9 protein-coding genes are annotated in these 13,302 nt (G+C 73.2%); 1 reads left to right on the top strand and 8 read right to left on the bottom strand.

The features are described 5' to 3' along the window. The first annotated feature begins 122 nt into the window (after positions 1 to 122). Complete coding sequence (locus ACZ56L_RS02395) at positions 123 to 3,188, top strand: amidohydrolase family protein (RefSeq protein ID WP_471060644.1); 3,066 nt, start codon at positions 123 to 125, stop codon at positions 3,186 to 3,188. A gap of 202 nt (positions 3,189 to 3,390) precedes the next feature. Here the strand turns inward: ACZ56L_RS02395 and ACZ56L_RS02390 are convergent, their stop codons facing one another. From ACZ56L_RS02390 to ACZ56L_RS02355, 8 genes are all read right to left on the bottom strand, one after another. Then, positions 3,391 to 4,104 carry an alpha/beta fold hydrolase gene (locus ACZ56L_RS02390; protein ID WP_471060641.1) on the bottom strand — a complete coding sequence of 238 codons (714 nt, stop codon included), beginning with the start codon at positions 4,102 to 4,104 and terminating at the stop codon, positions 3,391 to 3,393. 178 nt (positions 4,105 to 4,282) lie between these two features. Further along, a complete protein-coding gene (locus ACZ56L_RS02385) occupies positions 4,283 to 5,182 on the bottom strand; it encodes a helix-turn-helix domain-containing protein (protein ID WP_471060638.1) in 900 nt (299 codons plus the stop codon). 46 nt (positions 5,183 to 5,228) lie between these two features. After that, entirely contained in the window at positions 5,229 to 6,080 is an 852-nt protein-coding gene (locus ACZ56L_RS02380; RefSeq protein ID WP_468688588.1) for an alpha/beta fold hydrolase, read from the bottom strand. A gap of 168 nt (positions 6,081 to 6,248) precedes the next feature. Next, the gene (locus tag ACZ56L_RS02375; RefSeq protein ID WP_468688586.1) at positions 6,249 to 7,511 is read right to left on the bottom strand and encodes a PucR family transcriptional regulator; all 1,263 of its coding nucleotides are present in this window, start codon (positions 7,509 to 7,511) and stop codon (positions 6,249 to 6,251) included. Positions 7,512 to 7,647: 136 nt separating this feature from the next. Next, on the bottom strand, positions 7,648 to 10,488 hold the full coding sequence (locus ACZ56L_RS02370; protein WP_471060635.1) for an AAA family ATPase: 2,841 nt from the start codon (positions 10,486 to 10,488) through the stop codon (positions 7,648 to 7,650). Positions 10,489 to 10,548: 60 nt separating this feature from the next. Beyond that, the gene (locus ACZ56L_RS02365) at positions 10,549 to 11,163 is read right to left on the bottom strand and encodes an FMN reductase (RefSeq protein ID WP_468688582.1); all 615 of its coding nucleotides are present in this window, start codon (positions 11,161 to 11,163) and stop codon (positions 10,549 to 10,551) included. Further along, the gene (locus ACZ56L_RS02360) at positions 11,160 to 12,245 is read right to left on the bottom strand and encodes an LLM class flavin-dependent oxidoreductase (RefSeq protein ID WP_345218092.1); all 1,086 of its coding nucleotides are present in this window, start codon (positions 12,243 to 12,245) and stop codon (positions 11,160 to 11,162) included. The genes ACZ56L_RS02365 and ACZ56L_RS02360 overlap by 4 nt, the downstream gene beginning before the upstream one ends. Positions 12,246 to 12,346: 101 nt before the next feature. Next, positions 12,347 to 13,183, bottom strand: a complete 837-nt coding sequence (locus ACZ56L_RS02355) for an alpha/beta fold hydrolase (RefSeq protein ID WP_471060631.1) — start codon at positions 13,181 to 13,183, stop codon at positions 12,347 to 12,349. Positions 13,184 to 13,302 lie beyond the last annotated feature (119 nt).

Genomic DNA, 13,302 nt, shown 5'->3' with positions numbered 1-13,302 from the left:
CCCGTTCACCGAACAGACCGATGGGAATGACGATGGATCACACCGATGGAAAGAGCGTACGAATCCAGGGGGCGCGGGGCCCGGCGAGACCCAGCCGGCGCCGGATCCTGATAGGGAGCGGCGTGCTGGCCGCCGGAGCACTGGCCGGTGCGGGACAGGCGGTGGCGGACGACGGGACGCCGGAGGGTGGCGAGGACGCCTCGGCCGGCCGCAAGCTCACGGTCTCGGAGGGGACCAATGTCGCGGCAGCCCTCTCCCCGGACCGGACCGCGCTCGCCGTCGACGTGCTGAGCGCGATCTGGGTGCTCCCCGCGGCCGGGGGAAACGCCCGGCGCCTCACCGACGAGCTCCAGGACGCGACACAGCCGCACTGGTCGCCGGACGGCAGCGCCCTCGTCTTCCAGTCCTTCCGCGACGGTGCGTACCAGCTGTGGACGGTCGGCCGCGACGGTCAGGGCCTCAAGCAGCTGACGAAGGGCGACTACGACAACCGTGAGCCGCAGTTCGCCCCCGACGGCAAGCGGATCGCCTTCACCTCCGACCAGTCGGGCAGCAACGACCTGTGGCTGCTGGACGTGGCCACCGGAGTGCAGACCCGCGTCACGTCGGGCGACTCCGAGGAGGGCACGCCCGCCTGGTCCTCCGACGGCAAGCGCATCGTGTGCACCGTCGACGATTCCGCCATCGACGTCGTGGACGTCGCCACCGGCGAACGCACCCGGCTGGTCGCCCCCTCCCCGGGCGCCAAGCTCTTCGGCCCCGCGCTGAGCCCGGACGGCACCCGCGTCAGCTACGTCCGCTTCCTCGGCACGCGCGCCGACGTCATGGTGGACGACGAGGTCGTCGCCTCGGGCGAGGACGTGCACGCCGTGCGCACCTCCTGGGTGTCGGCCGCTGAACTGCTGTACACCGCGGCCGGCGGGATACGGCGCCTGCGCCTGAACGAGACCCCGCGGCAGGTGCCGTTCACCGCCACGGTCTCCATCGCGCGCCCGGCCTGGCGTCACACGGTCAGGGACTTCACCGCGCCGGGGGCACAGCCCGTCAAGGGCATCGCGGGACCCGTGGTCTCCCCCGACGGCCGGCAGGTCGCGTTCCGCGCCCTCAACGCCCTGTGGGTGATGCGGATCGGCCAGGCTCCCACTCGGCTCGCCGGCGACGGGTACTTCAACTCCGACCCGGACTGGTCGCCGGACAGTGCCTCGCTCGTCTACGCGAGCGACCGCTCCGGAACCGCCGCCCTGTGGCGTCAGGACGTGAAGGGCGGCGCACCCGTCCGGCTGACCAACCGGAGCGGCGCGCAGCTGACCCCCCGCTGGTCGCCCGACGGCACGAGGATCGCCTACCAGGACGAGAACGGCGGAACGTGGGTCCTGGAGCTCGGCTCCGGAGCCGTCCGCCAGGTGCTGCCGGCCGTCTTCCAGCCCGGACGCCCCTCGTGGGCACCGGACGGCCGGCGGATCGTGCTCGCCGCCAACAAGCCGTACTCCAAGCGGAACCGCGCCGGGCTCAGTGAGGTCCTGTCGGTCGACCTGGAGACGGGCGCCACCCGCTCGGAGCCGGTGGCCGCCCACCGGTCGGTGGCCACCCGCGGGGACGACGGCCCGGTGTGGACACCGGACGGCAGGTACTTCGTCTGCGTCATGGAGAGCACGGCGTGGCGGGTTCCGGTGGACGCCACCGGACGGATCACCGGCGGACCCGAGCAGATCACCACCGAAGTCACCGACTCCGTGTCCGTGGACGGCTCCGGCACCCTCTTCTACCTCTCGAACGGCAGGTTGCGGAAGGTGCCGGTCACCGGCGGGACTCCGCGGACCGTGCCCGTCGACCTCTCCTTCCGCCGGCCCGTCGCCGCCGGCACCACGGTCTTCCGGGCGGGCGCCCTGTGGGACGGCCGGAGCACCGGCCTGCGCCGCCACGTGGACGTCGTGGTCAAGGAAGGCCGCGTGACGGAGGTGGTCCCCGCGGGACAGGGCCGCGGGGACAAGGTGGTGGACGCCTCGGGCCTGACCCTCATGCCCGGACTGATCGACGCACATCTGCACTGGCACATACGCGGCAGGCAGTGGGGAGACCGCACGGGACGCCTCCTCCTGTCGTACGGCATCACGACCGTCGTCTCCCCGGGCGATCCCGCCTACCAGATGGTGGAGACCCGGGAGGCCCTGGAGTCCGGCGCGAAAGCCGGGCCACGATTCTTCGGGACGGGTGACGCCCTGGACGGGGCCCGGGTCTTCTGGAACTTCGCCCGCCCGGTGGTCAGCGCCCCCCAGCTCCGGCTGGAGATGGGGCGGGCCCAGGCCCTCTCGTACGACCTCGTCAAGACCTACATCCGGCTGCCCGCCCCGCTGGAGGCCGCCGCGACGACGCAGGCACACCTCAGGGGCATGCCGGTGACCTCGCACTACGCCTACCCCCAGGCGACGTACGGCATGGACTTCATGGAGCACACCGGCGGCGGCAACCGCGTCGGCTATTCGCAGACACAGACCCGGCTCGGGCGGGCGTACCAGGACGCCGTCGGCGTCCTGACGACCGCCGGGATGCCCGTCACCTCGACCCTCATGAACTCCTCCGTGCTCCTCGCCGATGACCGGTCACTCGTCGACGACGAGCGCACCAAGTGCTTCTACCCGGCCTGGGACTACGGCGCGCTGGTGGCCAAGGCAGAAGCGGCGGGCGGCCCGACCGCGGAGCTGAACCGGGTTCTCCTGGCGGGCGGTGTCGACATGCTGCTGCGCGTCCAGCGGGGCGGCGGAAGCGTGGTCGCCGGTTCGGACGCCCCCCTCGACGACCCGGCGATCTCCCTGCACCAGAACCTCCGGGCGATGGTCAGGGGCGGCTTCACCCCGTACGAGGCCCTGCGCACCGCGACGGTGAACCCCGCCCAGCGGCTGGGACTGGGCACGCAGCTGGGCACGGTGTCGGTCGGAGCGCTTGCCGACTTCGTGTGCGTCGAGGGCGATCCGCTCAGCGACATCGACGCGGCAGCCAGGGTGCGCAGCGTGGTGGTGGGCGGTGTCGCCCGCACCGTCGCCGCCCTGATGGAGCCCTTCACGTCCACACCGGCCGGCGCCGCGGCCGCCCCCGTCAACCGCGTCGCCCGGTCCCTGGTCTCCGCGGAGGCCCAGCGTGCCCACGGCTGGCACGATCCGCGGCCGAACTCGACGGGCTGCCTCTGCTGAGGCGAGCGGCACGGCCCCAGAAGCGAGCGGCACGGCCCCGGAGCCTCACCGCAGCCGTGCGCCACCCGTCCGCCCGCCCCCCCTCGGCACGTTCGGAGCCCGTGCGGCTCTCAGGTGGCGAGGTAGCGGGCGGGGCGTCGGCGGGGGGCGGGGCGCCCCGGCTGCCCGGCCCCCGCCCCTGTTCGCGGCGGGGGCCGGTCGGTCAGCTCGTCGCCCGTACCGCGTCCCTGATCAGGTCGGCGACCCGGGTGGGCTCGGACAGGGCGACGGCGTGGGAGGCGTCCGGGAGTTCGACCACGACGGCTCCGGCCCGTACGGCGCCGAAGTGCTGGACCTCGGGGCTGATCGTGCGGTCCGCCCCGGCCACCAGGGCCCAGGACGGTTTCGTCCGCCATGCCGCCGCGGACGCGGTCTCGGTGAAGGCGGCCGTGGCGAGCGGGCGTTGGGCCGCCGCCAGGACACCGGCGACGTTCTCGGGCACGTCCGCCGCGAAGACAGCGGGAAAAGCCGTCTCTTCGATGGTGACCTCGACCGCCGAGCCGCCGTCGAGGAGCGGGTACGTCCACTCCTTCAGGTGGCCCGTCAGCGGGGACCCGGGGAAGCCCCCTTCGAGCCGGCCGAGGCTCTCGCCCTCACGGGGCACGTAGGCGGCCACGTAGACGAGCGCGACGACGTTCTCCGCGGTGCCGGCCACGGTGATCAGCGCACCGCCGTAGGAGTGTCCGACGAGTACGGCCGGGCCGTCTACCTGTGCGAGGACGGAGGCGAGGTAGGCGGCGTCCGACGTCAGGCCCCGGAGCGGGTTCGACGGGGCGATCACCGGGATGCCGCTGCTCCGCAGTTCCGAGATCACGCCTATCCAGCCCGTCGCGTCGGCGAAGGCGCCGTGCACGAGGACGACGGTGGGGTTGGTCATGCAAGTTCTCTTCTCGGTGTCGGGCCACGTGGGGGCGTCGTCACGACGGTCGGGTCGCGGACCGGAATCCGGAAGGAGGCCCGAGCGAGGGCTGCTCACGGTAGAGCCGTGGAAGCGGCCCCTCTGGTACGTGTGCGCAGCCGCGCTGTCACGCCGGCGCACACACGTCCCGGCGCCTTCACTCGTCCTGGGCGCCGGCGGTCGTCGTCGCGGAGGCCGAGGTCGCCAGTGCCTGCCATGCGCTGGGGCTCATTCCGTACGCCCCGCGGAACGTGCGGCTGAAGTGCGAGGGGCTGCTGAAGCCCCAGCGGTGCGCCACCGCGGCCATGGTGACCCTCCGGTTGGAGCGGCCCAGTTCGAGGCGGCAGAACTCCAGCCTGCGCTGCCGCACCCAGTGGCTCACCGTGCTGCCGTCGTTCTGGAAGAGCTTCTGCAGGTACCGGACGGAGATGTGGTGGGCGCGTGCGATCGACTCCGGTGAGAGGTCCGGGTCCATGAGGTGTTCTTCGATGTAGCCGTGGATACGGGACAGCAGTGCGTTGACGGCCCCGGACGCGTCGTCCGCCTCGTTTGACGTATCCGCGTCGAGGAGCTCCATGACCAGGACGGAGAGGAGGTGTACGGCCGTCCGGGCCCGCCGGTCCCCGATCGTGGACCGGCGGAACTCCGCCCTGGCGGCGAGCGCGGTCAGGAAGTCTGACGCCAGCGCCCCGATCCCCTCCCCGCCGCGTACGGGCACGCCGAGCACCTTGTCGAGTTCCGGCTCCGTGACGCCCAGATAGCAGCGGGGCACCCGGAAGAAGATCATCCGGCAGTCCTCGCCGAACCGCAGCAGGTGGTGGCGGGCCGGGTCGCAGAAGACGAGGTCGTTCGGCTCCAGCGGGGCCCTGGCACGCCCGTGGACGACGGTGACGGGCCCACGGACGTGGACGCCGAGGTAGACGTGGTTCGGGTCGTTCGTCTCCGGCATCTCGGAGAGCATCTGGACCAGCCACTCCGAGGAGGAGGCGGACGGGGCCGGTGCGGGCGCCTGCCGGGGCGCCCGTTCGGGCACGCGGGACATCAGCGTGAGGGTCATGGGGTGTCGTGTCCTAGCCGTAGGTGTGTGGGGGCGGGGAGCGGATTCAGGCCCGGTTCGCCGGCTCCTCGGCCAGGAACTTCTCCACCACGGCGTTGAAGGCCGGCGGGTTCTCGAGGAAGGGGAAGTGCGAGCTCGCCACGTCGGAGGCGAAGACGTGCAGGCGTGCGCCGGGAATCCGCTCGGCGACGAAGCGCTGTGAATCGGGGTGCACATGGCTTCCCTCGCAGCCGATCACCAGGGTCGGCACGTCGATCCGGGGAAGCACGTCGCGCCAGTCCTGCGCGCAGTGGTCGAACAGAAGCGGTACGCCCGCGTGCGCGGGTGTCGACCTGATCTCCTCGGCGACGAAGGCCAGCACCCCGGGGTCGGGCTCACCGGAGAACATGCCGCGCACGAAGTCGGCGCGGACCGTCCCGCCCTCCGGGCCCGCGAGAGCCGCGCCCAGGTACAGCAGCCCCGACACATCGAAGATGGCACCGGAGTCCCGCTGTTCCCGCTCGGTCATCCAGGGCACGGCGGCGACCGCCGCGGGCTGGTCGACGGCGACGAAGCGCCGTATCCGTCCGGTTCCGTACAGGTCGATGAAGCTCCACCACACCGAGACCCCCATGGACCAGCCCAGTGCGTCGAAGCGGTCGAGGCCGAGGTGGTCGACGAGTTCGAGCACATCGCGGGAGAGCCGGGCGATGCGGTAGCCGTGACGGGGCTTGCCGGACTTCCCGTGGCCGCGGAGGTCGACGGTGACGACGCGACGGCCGGGCGCCAGCCCCTCGGTCTGGTGGCGGAACATCGCCTGGGTCTGCCCCCAGCCGTGCAGCATCACCAGCGGGACGCCCGCGCCGCCGGTGTCCTGGTAAGCGAGCCGTGCGCCGTCCGTCGTGATCAGTTCCTTCATGACCTCTCCCCTGGTCAGAGACGGTACACAGCCCCCGCCCGTCCCGGACATCATCGAATGCGGCCCGCCGCCCGCACCACCGCGAGCTGTAGGAATCGGGCCGTGAATCCTCCTCGCTTTGTCGAAGCGCGCCCCTGGCCGGAGAGGCATCGGTCAGCGGGGCGGCGATCAGCGCGGCAGCGGTCGGGCGGCCCCGTCGCCGCCCGCGGCGAGGAGTTCCTCGACCCTGAGGCCGAGGTGCAGCGTGAGCCGGTGGGCGCCGTCGTCGAGGTCGAGTCCGGTGATCTCCTGGATCTGGCGCAGCCGGTAGTAGAGCGAGGTGCGGTGGATTCCCAGCGTGTCCGCGCTCCGGGGGACCGATCCCGCGTGTTCGAGGAAGCAGCGCAGGGTGTCCCGCAGGCGTCCGCCGCCGTGCGTGTCGCTCAGGGCACGGAGCGGCTCGGGGACCAACGACGCGTTCAGGGCGTGCTCGGGGAGCTGGAGCAGCACCGCGAACTCCCCGAGCAGCTCCCAGTCACCGGTGCTCTTCAGGCTGGGCAGTCGGCGTGCCGCGCGTGCCGCCACGAGCGCCTGCTCGTACGACGTCCGTGCGCCGTCCAGGCTGCGGTGCCGGCCGCCGACGCCGACCACGGGGTCCGCCGACGGAGCCAGGAACGTGCGGAGTTCGTCCAGGATGCGAGCGGACTGCGCGGTGATCTCGTCCTGGCCGGGTGGGCGGTCGCGCAGCTGGAGCAACGTCGCGCGCTCCTTGCCGACCGCGATGAGGCCCTGGGCCGAACGCGTCTGCCGGTACCCCTCCAGCGCCCCCCACAGGGCCGCCTCGGACTGCCGCACGAGTTCGGTCGCACAGCTCAGTTGGACGACCGTGACCAGGACGTGTCCGGCCGCTCCGAGCAGTCCGAGTTCCTCGGCCCGCCGCCGTGCGGCGGTACGGGCGGCGGCGTCGGTGCCGACGAGTTCGAGGACGAGGTCGCGCTCGTCGGCCTCCCGGGTGTCGGTGGCGATGTGCTCCGCGTGCAGTTGGGCGGCCATGGCGTCCGCGGCTCGGTCGACGGCGCGTGTCTCGTGCTCCGTGAGCGTCTTCTCGGGCACGACCACCAGGAGCAGTCCGAGGAGGCGCCCGCGCTCGCGCAGGGGCACGACGTAACGGGGCCGCAGTCCGAGGTCGTCGCGGCCGTCGATGAATCCGGCCCGGGACCACTGGGTCACGCCCTGGGCGAGGACGTAGCGGATGGCCGCGGTGTCGGCGCGGCCCTGCAACAGGGTGCCGATGCGGACCGGGTCCTCGTCGCCGAAGTGGCGGCTCGTGCAGACCATGCGGACCAGCGGGTCGTCGACGGCGACGGACCGTCCGAGCCGCTCCGCGAGCTCGTCGACGAGCGCCTGGAGCTCGGGGCTGCCGGGGCGGGCTCGCTGGAGCCTTGCGGTCATGCGCTGTTCCTCTCTCGACCAGGGGTTCCCCGCGGACTTCTCCTTCCGCGGCCCTTGATCATTCTGAGGAGGCGACGACGTCGGCACATCGCACGAACCGTCCATTGCGACGACACCGGCGGGGGATACGAAGCGACTACGCTCCGCTGTCGCGGTCCCTCGCCAGCCGGGTCAGCTCCACGCGCGAGGTGAGGTCCAGCTTGGTGAAGGCGCGGCGCAGGTGCGAGCCCACGGTGTGCGGCGAGAGGGAGAGGTGCTCGGCCGCCTGCCGGTTGGTCAGCCCCCGGGCCACGAGCCGTACCACCCGTGTCTCCGCCGCCGTCAGCTCGGGCCACGCCCCGGAGAGGCCGGGCGCCGAGGGCCGGCGGCGGACACCGGCGGCCCGCAGGCGCCGGCGGACGCGCGCGGCGTCCCGCTCGGCGCCCGCTCGCGCGTAGAGCGCGAGGGCCGTGTCGAAGTACGGCACCGCTTCGGGCCTGCGGGTGGCCGCGAGCTTGCGTCCGGCGTCCTCCAGTGCCGACGCCCGGGCCAGCGGCCGGGGGCAGTCCTCGTACAGCCGGACGGCGCGCACGAGAGGGGCGAGGTCGTTGTCGAGGAGCCCGCGGGCGTGCGCGGCGGTGGCGGCCAGGAACGTGAGGCCGGGGTTGAGCACGGCCAGTCGCTCGGCCAGGGCCACTGCCTGCGCGGCCCGTTCGAGTGCGCCGGCACGCAGCGCCAGGCGGACGAGGACCGGGGCGTCGGCGGGGTCGACCAGGCCCGCGTAGGCCGGCCGGTTCGCGGCGGGCGATGCCATCACCCCGTCGAGTTCGGCCATGGCGAGGTCGGGCCGGCCCTCGAAGTCGGCCATCAGCGCCAGCATCCAGGAGCCGAAGTGGCGGACGACGGGTGCGCCGTCGTTCCGCATGCGCCTCGCCTCCGCCGCGTACGCCCGTGCGGTCCGCCGGTCGCCGGTGTGGAGGGCGACGCGCATCAGCACGTACCGGAGCGTGACGTCGGAGAGGTTGCCCGGGGGGAGGCCGTCCGACGTCGCGGACGCGGCTTCGGCGTCGGCCCGGGCGTCGGTCAGCCGTCCGGCCTCCAGGAGGACGCGGGAACGGGTCATGAGCCACATGCCGGTGGCCGCCGTCCGGCCCTGCTCCCGGGTGATCCGGATGCCTTCGTCCGCAGCGGCGAGCGCCTCGGCGGAGCGTCCGGTGGTGTTCGCCAGGAGAGCGTGCCACAGGGCCTCCGGAACCCACAGCGAGGTGCTGACGCCCAGGGCGTCGGCCAGCGCGGCGGCCCGTTCGGCCTGCCGGAACGCCTCGGTCAGGTCCATGCGGTGGAAACTCGCGGCCGAGCGGACCGTCGTCAGCGTGGCCTCGGCGGAGCGGTCCCCCGCTGCCGCCGCGGTCTCCCACGCCTCCGCGGCGACCTGCTCGGCCGCCGCGTGCTCGCCCGAGATCGACAGGCCGACGGCGAGCACGGCCAGCAGTCTCCCCCTGACGTCCAGGGGAATCCCGGGCAGTGCCGCCCCGGCGCGGGCCTGGCGGACCGCCTCGGAGAAGTCGAACGGTGTGGCGAGGCGTGCCAGGGCGAGGCGGAGGTGCGCCTCGTCCCCGGGTCCGAGAGCGCCGGCCGCCAGGGCGGCGGCTCCCAGCTCACGCGCCTGGGCGGCCCGGCCCGTCTGCCAGAGCAGCGGGATCGTCTCGGCGACGACCCGCGGCTGCTCCGGAGCGGCCGCGGGGGTGAGTTCCAGGGCCTTGAGGCTGCGTTCCGCGGCGGCGCCGGGAGCGGTGGCCGCCAGTTCCGCCGCGGCGGTGCGCAGCCGGTCGGCCTCCGTCGCGCCTGCCAGTGCTCCGACGGCCGGCGGCCCCGGACGCCCCACGGGGGAGGCCGCGCTCCCGGGCGGCGGCTCGGCGGCCTGACCGCGCAGGGTCTGACGCGGGGACACGGGGAGGCCGGCTTCCACCACCTCGCGGATCAGGTCGTGGCGGAAGACGAGGTGATCGCCGCTTTCGACGAGCAGATCGGCGTCGATGGATTCCCGTACCGCTGCGATGAGCGCCGCCGAGGACCTGCCGAGCGGTTCGGCCGGCAGCGCGACGGTGACCGAGCCGCCCGCGGCGGCCGCCCGCTGCACCAGCGCCCGTGCCCCGTCGGACAGCCGGCCGAGGCGGCGCACGACAGAGGGGATCTCCGGTGGGGCGGGGGGTCCGGCCGTCAGTCCGGCCGTGCCGTTCTCGATCGTCACCGCCTCCCGCAGCGAGCCCAGCAGTGCGACCAGCAGTTGCGGGACCCCGTCGGCGCGACGGACGACGCGCCGGACGTCCGGGCCGGGAGCGGCTCCGAGGACGTCCTCGGCGATCCGTGCGGTGGCCCGGTCGTCCAGCGCTCCCAGCGCCAGCTCGTGCGCGCCTGCCTGCCGGATCCGGTCCAGGGTCGTGCGCACTCCCGACGGCACGCTGCCGCCGCGCACGGCGACCAGCCACAGGATGGCGTGCGACGAGAGTCCGGCCGCGAGGGTGTTGAAGGTGAGGAGGGTCAGGTCGTCGCACCACTGGAGGTCGTCGAGGACGACGAGCAGCGTTCCGTTGCGAGCCGTCTCCCGCAGGCGGTCCCCCAGTTCCTGGAGCAGCCAGAAGCGCCGGCCGGGTGTCGTGGCGAGGTCCCTGAGGCGGCCGGCGTCCGACAGCGGTTCCTCTCCGGAGAGCAGACCGCCGAGGAGCGGGCCGAGCGGGACGAACTGTTCGTCGGGGTCCGCCGCTCCCTCGAACACCCGCGTTCCGCGCCGCCTCGCGGCCGCCGCGGCCTCCGCGAGGATCCTGGACCTGCCGATGCCGGCGGGGCCTTCCACCCGGATGATCCCGCCCTCACCCCGGCCGAGCGCGTCGAGCCGCGCCTCGATGAACGCCAGTTCGGCGTCCCTGCCGCGCAGGGGCGTCCGTACGCCCCCGGGTTCCTCGGGCACGGTCCTCGTCGTCGCTCGGTTCACGCTCATCCGGCGGAACAGTATGAACCACATGAGCGTTCCCGCCGCCGCCCGGCCCGGGGGCCCGTCTCAGTCGAAGCGCAGGTCGGCGAGTTGCCGTTCGAGGGCGGTCACGTCGTCCTCGGGCTCTTCGCCGGCCGGGCGGGCCGCCATGAGCGCGGCCAGCTCGGCCCCGGCCCGGCGGACGCGGCCGGGCAGGCCGTCGGTGTACTCGTCCCCTGCCGAGCCCCAGTCCTCGGAGGCCGCGTACACGGCGGTGGGGACGACGACGGCGCGGAGGTAGGAGAAGAGCGGGCGCACGGCGTGCTCCAGGGCCAGGGAGTGGCGGGCCGTACCGCCCGTCGCCGCGATCAGGACCGGGTGCCCGGTCAGGGCAGCCGGATCGAGCACGTCGAAGAAGGACTTGAAGAGACCGCTGTAGGAAGCCGTGAACACGGGGGTCACCACGATCAGGCCGTCAGCGGCCGTGACCGCGTCGATCGCGGCGCTCAGCCGCGGCGGCGGAAAGCCGGTCACGAGGTGGTCGGCGATGCCGCCGGCCAGTTCCCGCAGCTCCACGACCTCGGTCGACGGCGCCCGCCCCCGGGCGGTGAGTTCGTCGCGGACCGCCGCGGCCAGCCGGTCGGCGAGCAGGCGGGTGGAGGAGGGGGTGCTCAGCCCCGCGGAGACGACGGCCAGTCTCATGCGGCGGACACCTCCCGGACGGCTCGCAGGGACGCGTGCGTGGGGGCCTGCGGCACGTCGGCCGGTCGTCCCTTCGCGAACTCCCCGCGCAGGACGGGCACGACCTCTTCGCCGAGGATGTCCAGCTGCTCCAGGACGGTCTTCAGGGGCAGGCCCGCGTGGTCCATCAGGAACAACTGGCGCTGGTAGTCGCCGACGCTGTCCCGGAACGACAGGGTCCGTTCGATGACCTGCTGGGGAGAGCCCACCGTCAGCGGCGTCCGCTCGGTGAAGTCCTCCAGCGACGGGCCGTGGCCGTACACCGGCGCGTTGTCGAAGTAGGGCCGGAACTCCCGTACGGCGTCCTGGGAGTTCTTCCGCATGAAGACCTGTCCGCCCAGGCCGACGACGGCGTCCTGGGGGCGGCCGTGGCCGTGGTGGGCGTACCGGCGCCGGTAGAGCTGGACCATGCGCCGGGTGTGGTCGGCCGGCCAGAAGATGTTGTTGTGGAAGAAGCCGTCACCGTGGAAGGCGGCCTGCTCCGCGATTTCGGGGGACCTGATGGATCCGTGCCAGACGAAGGGCGGGACGCCGTCCAGGGGCCGGGGCGTCGAGGTGAAGGCCTGGAGCGGGGTACGGAACGTCCCCTCCCAGTCCACCACGTCCTCGCGCCACAGCCGGCGCAGCAGCGCGTAGTTCTCCTCGGCGAGGTCGATGCCCTGGCGGATGTCCTTGCCGAACCACGGGTAGACCGGGCCGGTGTTGCCGCGCCCCAGCATGAGGTCGACCCGGCCGTCGGCCAGGTGCTGGAGCGTCGCGTAGTCCTCGGCGATCTTCACCGGGTCGTTGGTGGTGATCAGCGTCGTGGACGTGGACAGGATCAGCTTCTCGGTGCGGGCGGCGATGTGGCCGAGCAGGGTCGTCGGCGAGGACGGGACGAACGGCGGGTTGTGGTGCTCGCCGGTCGCGAAGACGTCCAGGCCGACCTCCTCGGCCTTGAGGGCGATGGCGACCATCGCCTTGATGCGCTCGTGTTCCGAGGGAGTACGGCCGTTGACGGGGTCGGGGGTCACGTCCCCGACGGTGAAGATGCCGAACTGCATGGGTGTCTGCTCTCCTGGGCTCGTCCGGTTCCCGCGCGCGGGAACCGGGGGCCCGGGGACGCCGGGGCTCCGGCGTCCCCGGGTGGGTCGACGGGTCGGCGTCACTTCGCCAGGAAGGCGAGCAGGGCGGTGTTGACCTCCTCGGCGTGGGTCCACAGCAGACCGTGCGGGGCGCCCTCGATCTCGACGTAGTCGGCGGACGGCAGCGCCTTGTGGAAGGGGCGCGCGGTGCCCTCGGCGGGCAGGATGCGGTCGGCGGTGCCGTGCAGGATCAGGGCGGGCACGTCGACGGCGGGGATGTCGGCGCGGAAGTCGGTGTACCAGGTCGCGGGCGCGGCGGACGCGGCGAAGGAGCCGCCGCGGGCCGCGGTGTTCCAGCTGTGGCGGACGGCCTCCTCGCTGATGCGGGTGCCGAGGTTCTCGTCGAGGTTGTAGAAGTCGTGGAAGAAGGCCGTGTAGTAGGCGTAGCGGTCGGCCTTGACGGCGGCGACGACGTCGTCGAAGAACGCCTTCGGGGCGACGCCGTCGGGGTTGTCGTCGCTCTTGAGCAGGCAGGGTTCGAGCGAGGCCAGGAAGGCGACCTTGGCGACGCGGCCGGAGCCGTACGTGGACACGTAGCGGGCGACCTCGCCGGTGCCCATGGAGAAGCCGACCAGAACGGCGTCCTTCAGGTCGAGGGTCTCCAGCACGGTGTTCAGGTCGGCGGTGAAGGTGTCGTAGTCGTAGCCGGTGGTCGGCTGCGAGGACTGCCCGAATCCGCGGCGGTCGTAGGTGATCACCCGGTAGCCGGCGTCGAGCAGGGCTGCGCTCTGGCGCTCCCAGGAGTGCCCGTCGAGCGGGAAGCCGTGGATGAGGACGACGGGCTGCCCGCCGCCCTGGTCCTCGAAGTACAGCTCGACGGGGTTGGTGTTCTCCTGGCCCACGGTGATGTACGGCATGGGGGTGCTTCCTCGATCCGGGTCGGCTGGTCCGCGCGTCGGAGCGGCGCGGCATGCCCGTCACGCTAGGACCGCTCCCGCACCCGCTGTTGCCGTGGGGCGCACCGCACCTGGCACGG

It is taken from the genome of Streptomyces sp. NPDC039736 (assembly GCF_055596485.1).
This window is presented reverse-complemented; position numbering and strand designations above follow the sequence as displayed.